Raw genomic sequence first — 18,945 nt, 5'->3', positions numbered from 1 at the left:
CCGCATGAGCGTCATCCGCGCGGCGACCGGTGCCGACGCACCGGCGGTCGATAGCCTGTTGCGCGCCTGTTTCCCGCGCGACGAAGAGGCGCGGCTGGTCCAGCAACTGGCGATCGATGGCGATCTGGTATTGGTGCTGGTCGCCGAGGATAACGGCGCGGTCGTCGGCATGATCGCCGCCAGTCGGATGGAGGTGACCGCCGATGCGCGCGAGGTCGCGGGCGTGGCGGTCGCGCCGCTGGCGGTGGCGAAGGCGGCACGCGGGCAGGGAGTCGGTGAGGCGCTGGTCGCCGCCGCCATCAGCCAGTTGCGCAGCGCCGGGGTCGAACTCGCGTTCGTGCTGGGTGATCCGGCCTTTTACGAGCGCTTCGGGTTCGAGGCTGCGACGGCGCGGGGGTTCGACAGCCCCTATGCCGGGGAGAATTTCATGGGCATCCGCCTGAACGACGGGCCGTGTGTGCATACGCCCCGCGTGGCGACCCATGCGCGCGCCTTTGCGGCGCTGGGGGAAGATGCATGAGCCATAATAGCTTCGGCCACTTGTTCCGTTTTACGACCTGGGGCGAAAGCCATGGCCCGGCGCTGGGTGCGGTGGTCGACGGGTGTCCGCCGGGACTGACGCTCAGCGAGGCGGACATTCAGCCATTCCTCGACGCGCGCCGGCCGGGAACCAGCCGCTTCACGACGCAGCGGCGCGAACCCGATGCCGTGCGCATCCTGTCGGGGGTGTTCGACGGACGGACGACCGGCACGCCGATCAGCCTGATGATCGAGAATGTCGACCAGCGGTCGAAAGATTATTCGGAGGTCGCCAAGGCGTATCGCCCCGGCCATGCCGACTATGCCTATGACGCCAAATACGGCTTTCGCGACTATCGCGGCGGCGGGCGGTCGTCGGCGCGCGAAACGGCAGCGCGCGTGGCGGCGGGTGCAGTGGCGCGGCTGGTGATCCCGGAGGTGACGATCACGGCATGGGTCGAATCGATCGGCGGCGATGCGATCGATCCGGCGGCGTTCGATGTGGCGGAGATCGGCCGCAACCCCTTCTTCTGTCCCGACCCGGCGGCAGCGGCACGCTGGGAGGCGTTGGTCGACGGCGCGCGCAAGGCCGGGTCGTCGCTGGGCGCGGTCGTCGCCTGTCGTGCCGAAGGGGTGGCCGCCGGCTGGGGCGCCCCGCTCTATGCCAAGCTCGACGCCGAACTGGCGAGCGCGGCCATGTCGATCAACGCGGTGAAGGGCGTCGAGATTGGCGACGGCTTCGCGGCGGCGGCGTTGTCGGGCGAACAGAATGCCGATCCGATGCGGCCGGGCGCGGGTGCACCCGAGTTCCTCGCCAATCATGCCGGGGGCATTGCCGGCGGCATTTCGACCGGTCAGCCGGTGACGTTGCGCGTCGCGTTCAAGCCGACCAGCTCGATCCTGACCCCGGTTGAAACGATCGGACCCGACGGACAGGCGACGACGATCGCGACCAAGGGGCGGCACGACCCATGTGTCGGGATCCGCGGCGTGCCGGTGGTGGAGGCGATGGTCGCTTTGGTGCTGGCGGACCAGAAATTACGGCATCGCGGGCAAACCGGCTAAGTTCCGGTCGTCGACCAGCAACGGTCTGCCTTGAAATTGACGAAATTTTACGGTGGGTTGAGCGGTCGTGGCGGACCCTTATCCACGTTCGCGACTTGAGTCCCCTGCTTGATGCAAGGAGACACTCGATGCGCAAGACCATTTTCGCGAGCCTGCTGATCCTGGGCGGGGCTACCGCCGCCGTCGCGCAGGTGCCGACCACCCAGACGCAACCGACCTCACCGAACGGCGTGCCCGGCACGGTCGATCCGGCGCGGCCGACCCAGCCGCTGCCGCAGACGACCGGCCCGACCAACCCGGTCCCGACGGACCCGACCCGTCCGGGTGAGTCGGCGACGGACGATATGACGACCACGGACGACACGACCCCGCCCAACACCACGGGCGACGCGGCGAAGACCAAGCCGCCGGGCGGAACGACCGGCACGCCGCGGTAACGGCAGCTACCGAAAAGGCCCGCTCGGAGCGATCCGGGCGGGCCTTTTGCTGTCCTGCTTACCCGTTCGGTTCGAGCAGCTTCGAGCTTGTCGAGAAGCGTCCGTCGAGAACTCGGTCGCGACAGGCAGCCCCTTGTCGACTTCGGTTCCCGACAAGCTCGAAGCAAACGGGATGGAAATGGTCGGCGAAGTCCTCAGTCCGCGAACGGATCGCGCACCAGGATCGTGTCATCGCGCTCGGGGCTGGTCGACACCAGCGTCACCGGGCACTGGATCAGTTCCTCGATGCGGCGGATATATTTGATCGCCTGTGCCGGCAGTTCGGCCCAACTCCGCGCGCCGGCGGTCGATTCCGACCAGCCGGGCATGGTTTCGTAGATCGGCTCGACCTTCGCCTGATCGGCGGCATGGGCGGGATAATAGTCCAGCACCTGGTCGCCAAGGCGATAGCCGGTGCAGATCGCCACTTCCTCGAATCCGTCGAGCACGTCGATCTTGGTCAGCGCGATGCCGGTAATGCCGCCGACCGCCGCCGCCTGCCGCACCAGCACGCTGTCGAACCAGCCGCAGCGGCGCTTGCGGCCGGTCACCGTCCCGAATTCATGGCCGCGCACGCCAAGACGTTCGCCGGTTTCGTTCTCGAGTTCGGTCGGGAAGGGGCCGGAGCCGACGCGAGTGGTGTACGCCTTGGCGATGCCCAGCACGAAGCCGACCGCGCCCGGACCCATGCCCGATCCACCCGCCGCCGTGCCGGCAATGGTGTTGGACGAGGTGACGAACGGATAGGTGCCGTGATCGATATCGAGCAGCACGCCCTGTGCGCCTTCGAACAGGATGCGCTGACCCTTGGCCTTCGCCTGCGCCAGCACGCGCCAGACCGGCTGGGCATAGGGCAGCACGAAATCGGCGATCTCGCGCAGTTCGGCGATCAGCGCGGCGCGGTCGATGGCGGGTTCGTTGAAACCGGCGCGCAGCGCGTCGTGATGCGCGGTCAGGCGGTCGAGCTGCGGTTCGAGCTGATCGAGATGGGCGAGGTCGCAGACGCGGATCGCGCGGCGGCCGACCTTGTCCTCGTACGCCGGGCCGATACCGCGGCGGGTGGTGCCGATCTTGCCCGCGCCGCTCGCATCCTCACGCAGCCCGTCGAGGTCGCGGTGGAAGGGAAGGATCAGCGCGCAGGTTTCGGCGATCATTAGCGTATCGGGCGTAACCGAGACGCCCTGTTCGCGCAGCCGCTCGACCTCGGCCTTCAGCGCCCAGGGATCGAGGACGACGCCGTTGCCGACGATCGAAGGGGTACCGCGGACGATGCCCGAGGGGAGCAGCGACAGCTTGTAGACGGTGCCGCCGACGACCAGCGTGTGACCGGCATTATGGCCGCCCTGGAACCGCACGACCATGTCGGCGCGTTCCGCCAGCCAGTCGACGATCTTTCCCTTGCCCTCGTCACCCCATTGGGCGCCGATCACCGCTACGTTCGCCACGTCCTGTTACCCTCATGCATGCCGGTATCGGCGCTGCACTAGGCCCGTCGCGCGGCTACGTCCACCTTGGCGACGGTCCCCATGTCAGGAATGTGACGATAGAGTTCGGCTTCCTCGCGACGGATGCGTTCGCCCAGTCGTTCGAACAGCGCGTGCGTGTCGCGTTCGAAGCCGTCGGGATCGCGCTGCATCCGTTCGGGGGTCCAGCCGAGCATATAGTCCTTGAACGTATCGGCGAGCCCGCCGAGCTCGGCGGCAAACCGCGCGGCCAAGGCTGCCGTTGCCGGGTCGGGGCTGCGCCGGAGCATCGGGTAGAGTAAGCGGTCCTCGGTCGCGAGATGGGCGAGCAACTGTCGGCTAAGCGACCAGCGTGCCGTCGCGATCGATGCCGGATCGATCGGCCGCGCTTCGGCGTGACGCAGGAGATCGGCCGCCACGGACGCCAGCTGCAGATGTTCGAGGATCAATCGTTCGGCGCTGAGCATGGCGGCGGGCCTGTGGAAGGCGATTGATTTCCCGTGCATCGGAACGGGTTAAGAAACGGTGCTGTCCGGCCCCTCGACATCGACGGCCCGGGCGCGCAGAACCGGGGGCCAAGCATAACGATCAGGAGAGCGCATCCATGAAACTCGCCAGCCTCAAGCACGGCCGGGACGGTCGGCTGGTCGTCGTGTCGAGCGACCTTGCCTGGTATGCCGATGCGAGCGCGATCGTGCCGACGTTGCAGGCGGCGCTGGACGATTGGGACCGGGTCGAGGGCGATCTGCGCAACCTTGCCACCGATCTCGATCATGATGTGATCCCGAAGGACCGGTTCCACGAACGTGACGCCGCATCGCCGTTGCCCCGCGCCTATCAATGGGCGGACGGGTCGGCCTATGTGAACCATGTCGCGTTGGTGCGGCAGGCGCGCGGGGCGGAGATGCCCGACAGTTTCTGGCACGATCCGCTGATGTATCAGGGCGGGTCGGACGGGTTTCTCGGCCCCCGCGATCCGATCCCGGCAGGTGACGATAGCTGGGGCCTCGATTTCGAGGGCGAGGTCGTGGTCGTTACCGGCGACGTCGCGCTGGGCGCGTCGCGCGAGGAGGCGCTGGCGGCGGTGCGGCTGGTCGGGCTAACCAACGACGTATCGCTGCGCGGGCTGATCCCGGGCGAACTGGCAAAGGGGTTCGGCTTCTTTCAATCGAAGCCGGCATCAGCCTTCTCGCCGGTGTTCGTGACCCCCGATGCGCTGGGCGACTGGTGGCGCGACGGCAAGCTGTACCGCAAGCTGAACGTCGACCTGAACGGAAAGCCGTTCGGCCGGGCGGAAGCGGGCGAGGACATGACGTTCGATTTCGGCACGCTGATCGCCCATGCCGCGAAGACGCGGGCGCTGGGCGCCGGGACGATCATCGGATCGGGCACGGTGTCGAACCGCGACGCCGATGGCGGACCGGGCAAGCCGGTCGCAGAGGGCGGGGTCGGTTATTCCTGTCTTGCGGAAATCCGCACGGTCGAGACGATCCGGGGCGGCACGGCGGAGACGCCGTTCCTGAAGGCGGGCGATACCGTCCGCATCTGGGCCGAGGATGATCGGCATCACCCGATCTTTGGCGTCATCGAGCAGACGGTGGCCTGACGTGCGGCACCGCTATCGGCTGTTGATGCCGTTGCTGCTGGCCGGATGCGCTGCGTCCGGCCAGGCGCCGCCGATTGCCGTCACGGCATCGGCGGCGGGGGTGCCGACCCCGGCCGACCGGTTCGGGCCATTGTTCGAAGCGGTGCAGATGCGGCGCATCTTTCCCGACGGCAAGACCTTCGTCGATGCGGTGCCCAAGCGGTCCGACGCGGCGATCCTCGCCGACTTCGCGCGCGGCGCGTTCAGCGACGATGCCGCGCTCAAGGCGTTCGTTCTGGCCAATTTCGACGTGCCGGGGCTGTTGCCGGTACCCGAGTCCGATCATGGGCCGCGCCTGCCGATCGAGCGGCATATCGCCGGGCTGTGGCCGCATCTGACCCGCGATCCGGTTGCGCCGCCGCCGGGGTCGAGCGCGCTGGCGGTGGCCGACCGGTTCGTGGTTCCCGGCGGGCGGTTCCGCGAAATGTACTACTGGGACAGCTATTTCACCATGCTGGGTCTGGCCGCCGATAATCGACAGGACCTGATCGAATCGATGGTCGCGGCGTTCACCGATCTGGTCGAGCGATACGGCCATGTGCCCAATGGTACGCGGAGCTATTATCTCAGCCGGTCGCAGCCGCCATTCCTGTATTTAATGATGGGGCTGTCGAAGGAGGCCGACCCGGCGGTGTTGGCGCGGCGGCTGGCGGCGCTGAAGCGCGAACATGCGTTCTTCACCACCCCGGAAAGGTCGGTGACGCTGCCCGACGGGGCGGTGCTGCAGCATTATTGGGACGCGCGGACGACGCCCAGAGACGAGTCGTGGCGCGAGGATGTCGAGACGGCCAAGGCCAGCGGACGACCGGTAGCGGAGGTATATCGCGACCTGCGCGCCGGGGCGGAGAGCGGCTGGGACTTTTCGTCGCGCTGGCTGGCCGATGGACGGACCCTCACGACGATCGACACGACCAACGTCCTGCCGGCCGATCTCAACAGCTTGCTATGGGGCATGGAGCGGGCGATCGCCGATGGTGCGGCAAAGACCGGCGATGCGGCGACCGCGCGCAGCTTCGGTGACCGGGCGGCGAAGCGCGGGGCGGCGATCGAGCGCTGGCTGTGGAGCGAGGCCGAGGGGCGCTATGGCGATTACGACGTCAAGCGGCGGCAACTTCGCGGCGGTGTGACCGCGGCAACCGCCTATCCGTTGTTCGTCGGGCTGACGACGGGGGCGCGGGCCGAGCGGGTGGCGGCGACGATCGAGCGGCAATTACTGGCGCCGGGTGGGCTGCGTTCGACGTTGGTCGATACCGGGCAGCAATGGGACAAGCCCAATGGCTGGGCACCGCTGCAATGGATCGCGGTCAGCGGGCTGGACCGCACCGGTCATAAGTCCTTGGCGGACAAGATTGCGCAGCGGTTTCTGGCCAGCGTCGGGCGCGAATATGCCGCGTCGGGCAAGCTGGTCGAGAAATACGATGTCGAGGAGGTCCGGCCGGGCGGCGGGGGCGAATATCCGCTGCAGGACGGGTTCGGATGGACCAATGGGGTCGCGCGGGCTTTGATGGTGCGGGGGCGCGGAAGTTGACGAAGTTGACAGTGCGTCAACGTTTGCCGCGGGTTTCGGCTGGGCGTAAGTTGTTAATATATTGAAGTTTCGTGTGTGCACGATCGGGCGTTTCGGGCGCCGAAGTTGACACATCCGCACGTTACCCGGATCAGGGGTGACGTGGCGTAGGGGTGGACCTGTCAAAGAGCAGGCGGATGATGCCCAGCCGCCCGGATGTAGGAAAGCGTCAGACCGTCCAAGCCGCGACATCGTCCTGCTGCCCGATCAGCGCGAGGCCGTGGGCGACCGAGGTCAGTTCGTTGCCCGAGGCCAGCCGGTCCTGTCCGAAGCGGTCGGCGAAGGCGCGGCGGATGGCAGGGGTGAGCGAGGTCCCGCCGGTCAGGAAGACACGGTCGATCGCGCCTGCCGTCAGCCCCGCCGCGTCGAGCGCGCTTTCGACGGTCGCCATGATGCGGGCGAGGTCGTCGGCGATCCATTCCTCGAACTGGTCCCGGGTGACTTCGGCACGGATCGCGATACCGCCGCCTTCGAACGCGAAGGTCGCGCTGTCGCCTTGCGACAAGGCACGCTTTACCTGTCCGACCGCGTCGTAGAGCGGATATCCCTGTTCGCCCTCGATGATTGCGATCATCCGTTCGATGGCGTCCGGGTCGGTGGCGGCGCGGCGGAGTTTGTCCAGCTCGGCCATGGTCTTGCGGTTGCGCATCAGCGCGAGGCGGGACCAGTCGGTAAAGTCGGTGAAATGGCCCGCCGGGATTTCCAGCACCTTGTCGAACGACCGATAGGTGCCGCCCTTGCCCAGCAGCGGCAGGACCAGCTTGTCGAGGATGCGCCGGTCGAACTGGTCGCCGGCAATGCCGATACCGGCATGGCCGAGCGGACGGGCGCGGCGGTCGGCGCCGGGGGCTTCGAGGCGGACGACCGAGAAGTCGCTGGTACCGCCGCCGAAATCGGCGACGAGGATGGTGGCGGCGTCGGTCAAGGTCGCGGCATGGCTGAACGCGGCGCCGAGCGGTTCGTAGACATAGAGGATTTCGGCGCCCAGCGCGGCGAACATCGCGTCATAGCGCTGGCGGGCCAATGCTTCGTCGGGGCGATGGCCGGCATAGGTGATCGGGCGGCCGACGACGATGCGCTTCGCGCCTTTGAGCGCCCCGCCCGCGCGCGCGGCCAACCGATCGAGAAAGGCGCGCCCAAGATCCTCGAACCGGTAGCGTTTGGTGAAGATCGGGGCGGTGTCGAAACTCGGGCTGGCGGCGACCGATTTGAAGGATTGCAGGAAGCGGCAACCCTCTGGGTATTGAAGATATTCGTCGATCGCCCATGGTCCCGCCTCGACCGCGATGCCGCCGGGGACATCGTCCTGCCAAAAGCAAAGCGCCGAGCGGAAGACGGGGTCGTTTCCGTCGGGGCCATCAAGCGGTACCAGTTGCGCGGCGTCACCGGTCGCGCGGGCGAGGACGGAATTGGTCGTGCCGAAATCTAGGCCGAGGGACATTGCGGGGCTCCGGGCGACGGCGGGTTGCCCTACACGGCTTGTGGCGGTTTGTCTTGGGTGTCGGGGGCGGTTGCGGCGGGAAGGTTCGAACTGCGACCAAGAGCCGACCCACCCCCGGCTCTCTGCTTGTCGAGGGCCCGTTGCGAACGTCCCCATTCCCGATCCCGACGGGCGCCGGGGCCAATATTGCGGATGCCTTCGATCATGGTACGTGTTCGCCCGAACTGTGCGGAGGGCGGGGAAAAGCGATGGTCGGGTTGGTACGGGCGGTGGTTGTCGGGACGCTGGCGTCCGGCTGGGCAATGACGGCAGGCACGGCGGGGCACGCCGCGCAGGCGCCGGCCGCGCCCGCTGCGCAGCAGGTGGACTGGGTGGCGGCCAGCAACCGCAACACCGCACTGGTCCTTGCGGCACAGGCGAAATTCGATCCCGAGGATGCATCGGGCAACGGCCTGTCGGCCTATGACGGGCAGGCGACCGATCTGGCGCCGCGGCGCGACGAGCGGCGCACCGAGGCGCTGAACGCGGTGATCGTCGAATTGAAGCGACGCCGCGAGGGCGAGCGCGACCCGCGGATCCGGCAGGATCTCGACATCCTGATCCAGTCGGTTGCCGACGATATCGAAAGCATGCGGCTCCGCCGGAAATATATGCTGAACTGGATCGACGCGCCGCAGGCGATGTTCGGCGGGCTGAAGGTGCTGCTCGACGATCAGGTAGCACCGGCAAGGCGGGCACGGGCGGTCGAACTGTTGCGGCGTTATGTCGGCGACTGGCCCGGCACGACGCCGCTGACCAACCTGGCCCGCGCCCGGTTCGAGGAACTGCGCAAACCGGGGCTGCTCGGACCCGACAAGGTGTCGGTCGACAACGCCATCGCCAATGCCGCCACCTATGCCGACGGCATCCGCAAGCTGTTCGCAAAATACAAGGTCGCCGGTGCCGGTCCCGCGCTCAAGAAGCTCGATGCGCAGATCGCCGCCTATACCGACTGGACCAGGACCGTCATTCTGCCGCTGGCCCGCACCGATCATCGGCTGCCGCCCGAAATGTACGCCTTCCGGCTCCGCCAGTTCGGCATCGACATCGACCCCCGCCAGTTGATCGCGCAGGCGCAGGTCGAGTTCGCCGAGACCCGCGCGACCATGGCCGCGCTGGCCCCGCGCGTCGCCGCCGAGAAGGGGCTGACGCCGGGCAGCTATGTCGACGTCATCCGCCAGTTGAAGCGCGACCCGATCCCCGACGACCGGATCGAGGCGAGCTATGCCGAGGTCAACCGCCAGATCGAGGCTGCCATCCGCCGCGAACGCATCGTGACGCTGCCCGAGCGGCCGATGAAGATGCGGCTGGCGAGTGTGGCGGAGTCGGCGGCGTCGCCGGCACCGCACATGGAACCGCCGCCGCTGCTGAACAACACGGGTGAATATGGCACGTTCGTGCTGCCGGTGGGGGTTCCGGGCACCGGACCCGAACTACGCTATGACGATTTCAACTTCCCCGCCGCGCAATGGTCGGTCAGCGCGCATGAGGGACGCCCGGGGCACGAGCTGCAGTTCTCGGCGATGCTCGAAGGCGGCGTGTCGCAGGCGCGTATCCTCTATGCCTTCAACAGCGTGAACGTCGAAGGATGGGCGCTGTATGCCGAGGCGGAGGCGCTGCCCTATCACCCGATCGAGGGGCAGTTGATGGCCTATCAGGCGCGGCTGCTGCGCGCGGCGCGGGCGTTTCTCGACCCGATGCTGAACCTCGGTCTGTTGCCGGTCGAGGATGCCCGCCGCATCCTGATCGAGCAGGTCGCGGTTTCGCCCGCGATGGCGAAGCAGGAGATCGAGCGCTACACGTCGCGCGCGCCGGGGCAGGCGGGCAGTTATTTCTATGGTTACACCCGCCTGCTGCGCATCCGGATCGAGGCGGAACTGGCATTGGGGCCGAAATTCGACAGGATGGCGTTCAACGACTTCCTGCTCGCGCAGGGGCTGCTGCCCCCCGACCTGCTCGAAAAGGCGGTGATGACCGAGTTCGTGCCGCAACAGCGTTCGCGAGCGCGATAGACGCTGGATCATCCGGCAACGTCCCCCATCTTGTTCGGTATGGACGACGATATCGATCAGCAGGGGCCGATCCTGCCGCGGGCGCGCAAGGTCGTAAGCGGCTTTGCCGAGGCAGGGCTGAGCGGCGCCGAGGAACTGTTGCGCCGCATGTCGCCGGAAGGGCGCGAACAGGCGCGCCGGGAACGCGCGGCAAAGGCGCGTCGGCAGCGCCGGCTGATGCTGCGCCTCGCGATGGCCAGCGCCGGTGCGCTGCTGATCTGGGCGGTCCTCGCCGCCGTCGGCACGCCGGGGGTGGCGCTGGCAGTGGCGATGGCGGCGCTGATCGTCGCGACGGCGCTGATCGTCGTGCGTGCCGATCCCCGCGCACCGGGACGCGAGGCACTGGTCCAGGCGGCACTGCCCGATCTGGTCGAGGAAGCCGATATCTGGCTGGCAGGGTATCAGCGCGGTCTGCCGCCGCCCGCGCGGCAACTGGCGACCGACATCCGCCAGCGCCTCGACGGGCTGCGTCCGCTGGTCGCGCGGCTCGATCCGCGCAGTCCGGCGGCGGGGGCGATCCACAAGCTGATCGCGGTCGAACTGCCCGACCTGATCGATGGCTGGCGCGACGTGCCGTCCGCAGCACGCCGGACGATGCTGCCCGATGGGCGGACTCCCGACGATCATCTGGTCAATGGACTGCATCTGATCGATGCCGAACTGACGCGCTTGCGCGGTGCGGCGGGGGATGGGGCGCTGGACGCGATCGCGGTGCAGAGCCGCTATCTGGAACTGAAATATGGTGGTGATGGCCTGTCGCCCTGACCGCAGCGGCCGGTCCGATCGGTCGGTCGCGCGCGCAAAGTCCTTGCGCCCGGGAGTCTCGACGTGAATGGTGCCCCGCAACGAAAGCGATCGGAGTCGAAGCGAATGGACGTGAACGCCCATGGGGAAGACACCGCCGCTCTGCGTGCCGAGGTACATTTCCTCGCGGCGCTGGTCGATGAACTGATGCGCAAGATGCTGACGGCCGGCACCTTGTCGCAGGTCGAAATGAACGAGATCGAGGCGGCGGTCGCGCGGCGGGTAGGGGGCCTGCCGCGCGCATGGTGACGATCGGCCGTCAGGCGGGTTGCGCCGGCACCTGACCCACCACGCCAGCGTCGATGGACCGGGCAACCGGCATCGGAGCCGCCACCGCCTCGCCGATCAGCAGCAGCGCGGGATCGCTGTCGCTGATCGCCTCGACCAGAAAAGCAAGGGCGGACAGCCGCCCGCGGATGATGCGTTCGGTCGGTAGCGACACGTTGACCGCGACCATCACCGGCGTGTCGGCGGCGCGGCCGGCGGCGATCAGTTCGCGCGCTACCTCGTGCGCGGCGGCGCGGCCCATATAGACGGCGAGCGTCGCGTCGGCGGCGGCGAGCGTCCGCCACTCGAGGTCGAGCGCTTCGCCCGCCCGGGCATGGGCGGTGACGAAGGTCAGCTTGCGCGCCAGCCCGCGCAGCGTCAGCGATACCCCGCCTGATGCCGCTGCCGCGCTGGCGGCGGTGATACCGGGACAGATGCGGGTGGTGACGCCGTGCGCCGCGAGATGCTCGATCTCTTCGGTCGAGCGGCCGAAGATCGAGGCATCGCCTCCCTTCAGCCGTACCACCCGCTTGCCGGCCAGCGCGGCATCGGCGAGCAGATCGTTGATCGAGCGCTGCTCCTTCGAATGGCGCCCCGACCGCTTGCCGACCGAAACGCGTTCGGCGTGGGGGCCGATCAGGTCGAGTACGCCAGGGCCGACCAGCGCGTCGTAGAATACGATATCGGCAGCCGCGATCAGGCGTTCGGCCTTGCGCGTTAGCAGGTCGGGATCGCCGGGACCGGCGCCGACCAGCCAGACCATGCCGGGGGTGAAGTCATGCGGCATGGGTCGATCCTTTCGGTTGCAGCAGCTTGGCAAGCGCGGGGCGGCAGGAACCGCAGTTCGTACCCGCGCCGATCGCCTTGCCGATCGCGGCGACGTCGGTCAGCCGCTGGTCGGCGATGGTGGTCAGGATGGTGTTGAGGCCGATATCGAAGCAGGCGCAGACGATCGGGCCACGATCGACCTGTACGCCCGGTGCGCGACCGGCGAGCAGGGTGGGGGCGGTGCTTGCTTCGGCCAGTTGCGCGACCAGCCAGTCGCGCGGCGGGAGCGATCCGTCGCGGGTGACGAACAGTGCTGCGGCAAGCCGACCATCGCGCAGGATCGCGATGCGGCGCGTGCCGCGTGCGGCATCGATCGCCTCGATCCGCTCGCCGCGCGGCAGCAGCGCGTCGAGTTTTGCGGCATCCCCGTTCCCGGCCAGATCCCAGACGGTGCCGCACGGGACCGCCACCCGCGTCGCCCACTGACAATCGGGGCGGGGGGTTTCGTCGCGGACGATCAGGAAGCCGCGCCAGTCGCTTGCCACTGCCGCAATCCGCGCCGGAGTCGCCTTAAACCCTGGCTGTCCCGACACCGGATCGGTCAGCGGGCGGGGCAGGCGGCCCGAGCGGCCACCGGTCGCGGTGCGATCGGTCCAGTGGATCGGCACGAACAGCTCGCCCGGCCGCTGGGTCGGCGTAACCTGTGCGCGGTACAGGCTGTCGCCCTGCGGCGTGGCGACGCGGGCGAGGCCGCCATCGGCGATGCCGAGCCGGGTCGCGTCGTCGGGATGGACCTCGACCAGCGGTTCCTCGCGGTGGCGGGCGAGTTTGGGGCTGAGGCCGGTGCGGGTCATGGTGTGCCACTGATCGCGATAACGGCCGGTGTTGAGCGTCATCGGCCATGCGTCGAGCGTGCCGGCGACCGGCTTCTGCGCGACCGCGACCATGCGGGCGCGGCCATCGGGGGTTGAGAAACCGCCATCGGCGAACGGCGTCTCGTCCCAGCGGAACGGCTGCATCGCGTCATACTCGGCGTTGCCGCGCGCGGCATGGCCGGGCAGCGCGAAGCGGCGCGCGCCGTCATTCTGATAGGTCGACAGCCGGCAATGCTCGCGCCAGATATCGGCGGGCCGGTCATAGGCGAAGGCGCTGCGCCAGCCCATGCGCTGCGCGACCTGCGAAATGATCCACCAGTCGGGCTTCGCGTCGCCGGGCAGGGGCAGGAAGGCGCGTTGGCGGCTGATCACGCGTTCCGAATTGGTGACCGTGCCGTCCTTTTCGCCCCATGCTGCGGCGGGCAGGCGGACATGGGCATAGGCCGAGGTATCGGTGTCGGCGATTACGTCGGACACGACGACGAACGGACAGTCGGCCAGCGCGGCGCGGACGCGATCGGCATCCGGCATCGACACGGCGGGGTTGGTCGCCATGATCCACACCGCCTTCACCCGGCCTTCGCCGACGGCGCGGAACAGGTCGACTGCCTTCAGCCCCGGCGCAGTCGCCATATGGGGCGCGGCCCAGAAACGGCCGACGCGCGCGACATTGTCGGGGGCGAAATCCATATGCGCCGCCAGCGTGGTGGCGAGGCCGCCGACCTCGCGCCCGCCCATCGCATTGGGCTGGCCGGTGATCGAGAAGGGCGCGGCACCCGGCTTGCCGATGCGGCCGGTGGCGAGGTGGACGTTGACGATGGCATTGACCTGATCGGTGCCGGTCAGCGACTGGTTGATGCCCTGGCTGAACATCGTGACGGTGCGCGGCGTGGCGGCGAACAGCTCGTAGAAGCGGCGCAGATCGGCGGCGGGCAGGTCGCAGGTCTTCGCGACCGACCACAAGTCATATCCCTCGGCCAGTTGCTCCCAGAAGCCGTCGGGTACGGCGACATGCGAGTCGATATACGCTTCGTCCAGCGCACCGGCGTCGCGGCACCACGCCAGCAACCCGTTCATCAGCGCGACGTCGGTACCGGGCTTTACGGGCAGATGCAGGTCGGCTTCGTCGGCGGTCTCGGTGCGGCGCGGATCGATCACGACCAGCTTCGCCCCGGTGTCGCAGCGGGCGCGGATGCGCTGATAGACGATCGGATGGCACCATGCGGTGTTCGACCCGACCAGCACGATCAGGTCGGCGGCGTCGAGGTCGCTGTAATTGGCGGGCACGACATCCTCGCCGAACGCGCGCAGATGCCCCGCGACCGCGCTCGACATGCACAGGCGCGAATTGGTGTCGATGTTCGCCGATCCGATGAACCCCTTCATCAGCTTGTTGGCGACATAATAGTCCTCGGTCAGCAACTGGCCGGAGACGTAGAAGGCGACGCTGTCGGGGCCGTGCTGGGCGATGGTGTCGCGGAAGCGTTTGGCGACGAGGTCGAGCGCCTTGTCCCACGTCGCCTGCTTGCGGCCGATCATGGGGTGGAGCAGGCGGCCGTCGAGGCCGACCGTCTCGCCGAGATGCGTGCCCTTGGAACAGAGGCGGCCGCCATTGGCGGGGTGGTCGGGGTCGCCGGCGATGGTCGCGGTGCGCGGGCCGGTCGGGGTGGCGACGATGCCGCACCCGACCCCGCAATAGGCGCAGGTGGTTTTGACTGCCATCAAATCCTCCCCGGTACGGGGAGGGGGACCACCGCGAAGCGGTGGTGGAGGGGGGTGTCAGCGAACGCAACCGTTGTGGAGCAGGACACCCCCCTCCACCATGCTGCGCATGGTCCCCCTCCCCGCGGAGCGGGGAGGATTTCCCGGTTCACGCCGCCACCTTCAGCGCACTCGCGCGACAGATCAGGACCCGCCCGGCATCGATCTTCACGGGCACCGTCGGCGTACAACCCTTGTCCTCGCCCAGCGCTTCGCCGGTCGCCAGCGCGATCCGCCAGTTGTGCAAGGGACAGGCGACCGCGCCGCCATGGACGATGCCCTGGCTCAGCCGCCCGCCCTTGTGCGGGCAGCGATCGGCGAGCGCGAAGACCGTGCCTTCGCCGGTGCGGAACACGGCGATGTCGTCGCCGCCGGTGACCTGCACGGTACGGCTGCCGCGCAACGGGATTTCATCGACCCAGCCGATGTCGAGCCATTCGCCGGTCATGCCAGCACCTCCTGCTTCGGGGTGAACGTCGCCATCGGCGCGTGATGCTCGCGCTCCGCCCCCGCGACGCGCGCCGCCCACGGGTCGTCCTGCATGAACTGCTGCGAGAACAGGAAGCGTTCGGCCAGTGCGTCCCGGCCCGCCGCATTGTCGACGATGCGGGCGCGGACATAGTCGACGCCGACGCGCTCGATCCACGGCGCGGTCCGCTCCAGATAGCGCGCTTCCTCGCGATAGAGCTGGATGAAGGCGGCGCAGTAATGCATCGCCTCGGCCTCGGTCGCGACCTTGCACAGGAAATCGGTGGCGCGGACCTTGATCCCGCCATTGCCGCCTACCGACAATTCATAGCCGCTATCTACACAGACAACGCCAAAATCCTTGATCGTCGCCTCCGCACAATTGCGGGGGCAGCCCGATACCGCGATCTTGAACTTGTGGGGCATCCATGATCCCCACGTCATCCGTTCGACCTTGACGCCCAGCCCGGTCGAATCCTGCGTGCCGAAGCGGCACCATTCGGAGCCGACACAGGTCTTCACCGTGCGCAACGACTTGCCATAGGCATGGCCGCTGACCATCCCCGCCGCGTTCAGATCGGCCCAGACGGCGGGCAGGTCCTCGCGCTTGATGCCGAAGATGTCGAGCCGCTGGCCGCCGGTGACCTTGACCATCGGCGCGTCGTACTTCTCGACGACATCGGCGATCGCGCGCAGCTCGCGGGGGTTGGTCAGCCCGCCCCACATGCGCGGGACGACCGAATAGGTGCCGTCCTTCTGGATGTTTGCATGCAGGCGTTCGTTGACGAAGCGGCTCTGCTGATCGTCCTTGTACACGCCGGGCAGCGCGCACAGCAGATAGTAATTAAGCGCGGGGCGGCACGACGAACAGCCATCGGGCGTCGACCAGTGCAGCTTCTGCATGACTTCGGGGATCGAACGCATATCCTGCGCCACGATCTCGCGCCGGACATCGTCATGGCCGAAGCTGGTGCATTTGCACATCGTCTTGGGACCAGCCTCGACCTCGTCGCCCAGCCGCAGCGCCAGCAGCGTCTCGACGATGCCGGTGCACGACCCGCAGCTCGCCGATGCCTTGCAGCCCGACCGGACGGTATCGAGGCTGTGCGCCCCGCCGTCGATGCACGCGAACACCTTGCCCTTGGTCACGCCGTTGCAGCCGCAAATCTCCGCATCGTCGGAAAGCGCCGCAACGGCCGACTTAGGGTCCGCCTGCGCCCCTCCCGAGGCGAAGGCCTGTCCGAAGATCAGCAGGTCGCGAATGTCGGCGACGTTCTCGCCCTTCTTGAGCAGGTCGAAATACCAGTTGCCGTCGGCAGTATCGCCGTACAGTACCGCGCCGACGATACGGTCGTCCTTGACCACGACGCGCTTGTAGATGCCGCGGCTGGCGTCGCGCAGCACGATATCCTCCGCACCGTCGCCGCCCGAAAAGTCCCCGGCGGAGAACACATCCAGCCCGGCGACCTTGAGCTTGGTCGAGGTGACCGACCCGCGATAGCCGGTCGGCGCGTCGGTCAGGCCATCGGCGAGCGCGCGGCACATGTCCCACAAGGGTGCGACAAGGCCATAGACATTGCCGTCATGCTCGACACATTCGCCGACGGCGAGGATGGCGGGGTCGGACGTGACCATATGGTCGTCGACCTGGATGCCCCGTCCGACCGCAAGGCCGGCTTCGCGCGCCAGTGCCACCGAGGGGCGGATGCCGACCGCCATCACCACCAGCGACGCGGGGATCAGCGTCCCGTCCTTCAGCCGCACGCCCTCGACATGCTCGCTGCCGACGATCTCGGCGGTATCGGCGCCGGTCAGGATCGTCTGGCCGCGCGCTTCGAGAGCGGATTTCAGCAGCCAGCCCGCCGCTTCGTCCAATTGCCGCTCCATCAGCGTCGGCATGATGTGCAGCACGGTGACCTTCATGCCGCGCAGCGACAGGCCGTGCGCCGCCTCCAGCCCCAGCAGGCCGCCACCGATCACCACCGCATCGCCACCGCGTTCGGCAGCGGCGAGCATATGGTCGACATCCTTCATGTCGCGGAACCCGATCACGCCCGGCAGGTCCTTGCCCGGGACCGGGATGATGAACGGATCGGAACCGGTCGCAATCAGCAACCGGTCATAGCCGGTGACCCGACCCGACCGTGCCGTCACCGTCTTGGCCGCACGGTCGATAGCGACGACCGGATCGCCCGCGACCAGTTCGATCGCGTTCTGCGCGTACCAGGCGGCGTCGTTGATGACGATCTGCTCGAACGTCTTCTCGCCCGCCAGCACCGGCGACAGCATGATCCGGTTGTAGTTCACATGCGGTTCGGCGCCGAAGATGGTGACGCGATACCGGTCGGGATCGCGCGCCAGCAGTTCCTCGACCGCACGGCACCCGGCCATGCCGTTGCCGATCACGACCAGATGCTCGCGGGTGTCGACGCCGGGGGAGAGAGGTTCGTGTTTCATGACTGGGTTCCGTGGCAGGAAGAAGGAGGTCAGATCCGGACGCCGTCGGCGGCGGTCCATTCGCGGCGCCACCGGCCCTTGACGATGGTCAGCGCGGCGAAGGCGATCAGCGCAAGCGTGGCGAAGATCAGGAACCCGCTCGAAAAGCTGCCGGTCAGCTGCTTGGCGAGGCCGAGCGAGGAGGCGAGGTAGAAGCCGCCAATGCCACCGGCCATGCCGACCAGCCCGGTCATGACCCCGATTTCCGCCGCGAAACGCTGCGGCACCAGCTGGAACACCGCGCCGTTACCGGTGCCGAGCGCCAGCATGGCGAGGACGAACAGCGCAAGGGCGAGTTCGACGCTGTTCGCCTGGCCGACCCCGGCGAGGGCTGCCGCGGCGACCACGAACACTACCGACAATGCCTTCACACCACCTACCCTGTCGGCCAGCGCGCCACCCATCGGCCGCACGAGCGACCCGGCGAACACGCAGGCGGCGGTGCAGTAACCGGCGGTGATGGTCGTCAGCCCGAACCGGTCGGTGAAGTAGATCGGCAGCGACGCGGCCAACCCCACGAACCCACCGAAGGTGACGGCATAGAAGCCCATCAGCCACCACGCGTCGCCCTGCTTGAGCGGCAGGAAATATTCGGTCAGCTTGCGGGCGGGCGGGGCGTTCGGCGCGTCCTTCGCCATCACCATATAGGCGACGAACACCAGCGTCAGCGGGATGCAGGCAAGGCCCAGTACCGCGTTCCAGCCGAACAGCTTGGCCAGCGTCGGCGCGAACAAGGCGGCCAGCACCGTGCCCGAATTGCCCATGCCGGCCAGACCCATCGCCTTGCCCTGATGCTCGGGCGGATACCAGCGGCTGGCGAGCGGCAGCGCGATCGCGAAGCTGGCGCCTGCGAACCCCAGGATGACGCCCAGCGCCAGCGTGCCGGCAAAGCTGTTCACGCCCAGGGTCCATGCGCAGAACAGGCCGGCGATGACGATGATCTGGCTGATCGCGCCGGCCCGCTTCGGCCCGATCCGGTCGACCAGCAGGCCGTTGACGACGCGCAGGAACGCGCCCGCCAGCGTCGGCACCGCGACCATCAGCCCCTTTTGCGCCGGGGTCAGCATCAGCGTCTTGGCAATATCGGGTGCCAGCGGTCCGAGCAGCACCCACACCATGAAGGCGAGGTCGAAATACAGGAACGCCGCGATCAGCGTCGGCGTGTGGCCGCTCGACCAGAAGCTGTCCGGTTTGGCGGCGGCGGTATCGTCTTTCCAATAGGCGGTAGCCATGGCAGTTC

16 protein-coding genes are annotated in these 18,945 nt (G+C 68.0%); 8 read left to right on the top strand and 8 right to left on the bottom strand.

All coding sequences use genetic code 11. The features are described 5' to 3' along the window. The first annotated feature begins 4 nt into the window (after positions 1 to 4). The 3 genes from AAIO73_RS09705 to AAIO73_RS09695 all read left to right on the top strand — a co-directional run bounded on the left by AAIO73_RS09705 (position 5) and on the right by AAIO73_RS09695 (position 2,021). A complete protein-coding gene (locus tag AAIO73_RS09705; protein ID WP_345877666.1) occupies positions 5 to 520 on the top strand; it encodes a GNAT family N-acetyltransferase in 516 nt (171 codons plus the stop codon). Continuing rightward, positions 517 to 1,584 carry a chorismate synthase gene (aroC, locus tag AAIO73_RS09700; RefSeq protein ID WP_345877665.1) on the top strand — a complete coding sequence of 356 codons (1,068 nt, stop codon included), beginning with the start codon at positions 517 to 519 and terminating at the stop codon, positions 1,582 to 1,584. The genes AAIO73_RS09705 and aroC overlap by 4 nt, the downstream gene beginning before the upstream one ends. Before the next feature lie 128 nt (positions 1,585 to 1,712). Beyond that, positions 1,713 to 2,021: a hypothetical protein gene (locus tag AAIO73_RS09695; RefSeq protein WP_345877664.1), complete on the top strand. Its 309-nt coding sequence runs from the start codon at positions 1,713 to 1,715 to the stop codon at positions 2,019 to 2,021. Between the two features lie 194 nt (positions 2,022 to 2,215). On the opposite strand, the gene AAIO73_RS09690 is transcribed toward AAIO73_RS09695, so the two are convergent. Both AAIO73_RS09690 and AAIO73_RS09685 read right to left on the bottom strand, forming a co-directional pair. Next, entirely contained in the window at positions 2,216 to 3,505 is a 1,290-nt protein-coding gene (locus tag AAIO73_RS09690) for an adenylosuccinate synthase (RefSeq protein ID WP_056456401.1), read from the bottom strand. Between the two features lie 38 nt (positions 3,506 to 3,543). After that, on the bottom strand, positions 3,544 to 4,029 hold the full coding sequence (locus tag AAIO73_RS09685) for a hemerythrin domain-containing protein (RefSeq protein ID WP_345877661.1): 486 nt from the start codon (positions 4,027 to 4,029) through the stop codon (positions 3,544 to 3,546). A 98-nt stretch (positions 4,030 to 4,127) separates the two neighbouring features. On the opposite strand from AAIO73_RS09685, the gene AAIO73_RS09680 reads away from it, so the two are divergent. Beyond that, positions 4,128 to 5,129, top strand: a complete 1,002-nt coding sequence (locus tag AAIO73_RS09680; protein WP_345877660.1) for a fumarylacetoacetate hydrolase family protein — start codon at positions 4,128 to 4,130, stop codon at positions 5,127 to 5,129. A gap of 25 nt (positions 5,130 to 5,154) precedes the next feature. Next, positions 5,155 to 6,696 carry an alpha,alpha-trehalase TreF gene (gene treF / locus AAIO73_RS09675; RefSeq protein ID WP_345877658.1) on the top strand — a complete coding sequence of 514 codons (1,542 nt, stop codon included), beginning with the start codon at positions 5,155 to 5,157 and terminating at the stop codon, positions 6,694 to 6,696. A 208-nt stretch (positions 6,697 to 6,904) separates the two neighbouring features. Here the strand turns inward: treF and AAIO73_RS09670 are convergent, their stop codons facing one another. Beyond that, positions 6,905 to 8,176 (bottom strand): Hsp70 family protein, encoded by a 1,272-nt coding sequence (locus AAIO73_RS09670; protein ID WP_345877657.1) that lies wholly within the window; start codon positions 8,174 to 8,176, stop codon positions 6,905 to 6,907. A 248-nt stretch (positions 8,177 to 8,424) separates the two neighbouring features. Between AAIO73_RS09670 and AAIO73_RS09665 the strand changes: the two genes are divergently transcribed. From AAIO73_RS09665 to AAIO73_RS09655, 3 genes are all read left to right on the top strand, one after another. Then, the gene (locus AAIO73_RS09665) at positions 8,425 to 10,227 is read left to right on the top strand and encodes a DUF885 domain-containing protein (RefSeq protein WP_345877655.1); all 1,803 of its coding nucleotides are present in this window, start codon (positions 8,425 to 8,427) and stop codon (positions 10,225 to 10,227) included. A 39-nt stretch (positions 10,228 to 10,266) separates the two neighbouring features. Beyond that, entirely contained in the window at positions 10,267 to 11,031 is a 765-nt protein-coding gene (locus AAIO73_RS09660) for a hypothetical protein (protein WP_345877653.1), read from the top strand. Positions 11,032 to 11,136: 105 nt separating this feature from the next. Next, on the top strand, positions 11,137 to 11,319 hold the full coding sequence (locus tag AAIO73_RS09655) for a hypothetical protein (RefSeq protein ID WP_242117136.1): 183 nt from the start codon (positions 11,137 to 11,139) through the stop codon (positions 11,317 to 11,319). 10 nt (positions 11,320 to 11,329) lie between these two features. Here AAIO73_RS09655 and cobA read toward each other — a convergent pair whose 3' ends face one another. From cobA to AAIO73_RS09630, 5 genes are all read right to left on the bottom strand, one after another. After that, a complete protein-coding gene (cobA, locus tag AAIO73_RS09650) occupies positions 11,330 to 12,124 on the bottom strand; it encodes a uroporphyrinogen-III C-methyltransferase (RefSeq protein ID WP_345877650.1) in 795 nt (264 codons plus the stop codon). Further along, on the bottom strand, positions 12,114 to 14,702 hold the full coding sequence (locus AAIO73_RS09645; protein ID WP_345877648.1) for a molybdopterin-dependent oxidoreductase: 2,589 nt from the start codon (positions 14,700 to 14,702) through the stop codon (positions 12,114 to 12,116). The genes cobA and AAIO73_RS09645 overlap by 11 nt, the downstream gene beginning before the upstream one ends. 148 nt (positions 14,703 to 14,850) lie before the next feature. Next, positions 14,851 to 15,189: a nitrite reductase small subunit NirD gene (nirD, locus tag AAIO73_RS09640; RefSeq protein WP_345877647.1), complete on the bottom strand. Its 339-nt coding sequence runs from the start codon at positions 15,187 to 15,189 to the stop codon at positions 14,851 to 14,853. After that, positions 15,186 to 17,666 (bottom strand): nitrite reductase large subunit NirB, encoded by a 2,481-nt coding sequence (gene nirB, locus AAIO73_RS09635; protein WP_345877646.1) that lies wholly within the window; start codon positions 17,664 to 17,666, stop codon positions 15,186 to 15,188. The genes nirD and nirB overlap by 4 nt, the downstream gene beginning before the upstream one ends. Before the next feature lie 29 nt (positions 17,667 to 17,695). Continuing rightward, a complete protein-coding gene (locus AAIO73_RS09630; protein WP_345877645.1) occupies positions 17,696 to 18,937 on the bottom strand; it encodes a nitrate/nitrite transporter in 1,242 nt (413 codons plus the stop codon). Positions 18,938 to 18,945: the final 8 nt, after the last annotated feature.

Origin of the sequence: Sphingomonas epibiotica, assembly GCF_039615155.1 — a bacterium.
Taxonomy (GTDB): domain Bacteria; phylum Pseudomonadota; class Alphaproteobacteria; order Sphingomonadales; family Sphingomonadaceae; genus Sphingomonas.
Note: the sequence above shows the minus strand (reverse complement) of the source record. Positions and strands in the feature narration are given on the sequence as shown.

What these genes read in the sequence shown, in the direction of transcription:
- AAIO73_RS09680 (WP_345877660.1), top strand. Translation starts at nt 4,128, where the DNA reads ATGAAACTCGCCAGCCTCAAGCACGGCCGGGACGGTCGGCTGGTCGTC.
- AAIO73_RS09665 (WP_345877655.1), top strand. Translation starts at nt 8,425, where the DNA reads ATGGTCGGGTTGGTACGGGCGGTGGTTGTCGGGACGCTGGCGTCCGGC.
- cobA (WP_345877650.1), bottom strand. Translation starts at nt 12,124, where the DNA reads ATGCCGCATGACTTCACCCCCGGCATGGTCTGGCTGGTCGGCGCCGGT.
- AAIO73_RS09655 (WP_242117136.1), top strand. Translation starts at nt 11,137, where the DNA reads ATGGACGTGAACGCCCATGGGGAAGACACCGCCGCTCTGCGTGCCGAG.
- nirB (WP_345877646.1), bottom strand. Translation starts at nt 17,666, where the DNA reads ATGAAACACGAACCTCTCTCCCCCGGCGTCGACACCCGCGAGCATCTG.
- aroC (WP_345877665.1), top strand. Translation starts at nt 517, where the DNA reads ATGAGCCATAATAGCTTCGGCCACTTGTTCCGTTTTACGACCTGGGGC.
- nirD (WP_345877647.1), bottom strand. Translation starts at nt 15,189, where the DNA reads ATGACCGGCGAATGGCTCGACATCGGCTGGGTCGATGAAATCCCGTTG.
- AAIO73_RS09685 (WP_345877661.1), bottom strand. Translation starts at nt 4,029, where the DNA reads ATGCACGGGAAATCAATCGCCTTCCACAGGCCCGCCGCCATGCTCAGC.
- AAIO73_RS09670 (WP_345877657.1), bottom strand. Translation starts at nt 8,176, where the DNA reads ATGTCCCTCGGCCTAGATTTCGGCACGACCAATTCCGTCCTCGCCCGC.
- AAIO73_RS09705 (WP_345877666.1), top strand. Translation starts at nt 5, where the DNA reads ATGAGCGTCATCCGCGCGGCGACCGGTGCCGACGCACCGGCGGTCGAT.
- AAIO73_RS09630 (WP_345877645.1), bottom strand. Translation starts at nt 18,937, where the DNA reads ATGGCTACCGCCTATTGGAAAGACGATACCGCCGCCGCCAAACCGGAC.
- AAIO73_RS09695 (WP_345877664.1), top strand. Translation starts at nt 1,713, where the DNA reads ATGCGCAAGACCATTTTCGCGAGCCTGCTGATCCTGGGCGGGGCTACC.
- AAIO73_RS09645 (WP_345877648.1), bottom strand. Translation starts at nt 14,702, where the DNA reads ATGGCAGTCAAAACCACCTGCGCCTATTGCGGGGTCGGGTGCGGCATC.
- AAIO73_RS09660 (WP_345877653.1), top strand. Translation starts at nt 10,267, where the DNA reads ATGGACGACGATATCGATCAGCAGGGGCCGATCCTGCCGCGGGCGCGC.
- treF (WP_345877658.1), top strand. Translation starts at nt 5,155, where the DNA reads ATGCCGTTGCTGCTGGCCGGATGCGCTGCGTCCGGCCAGGCGCCGCCG.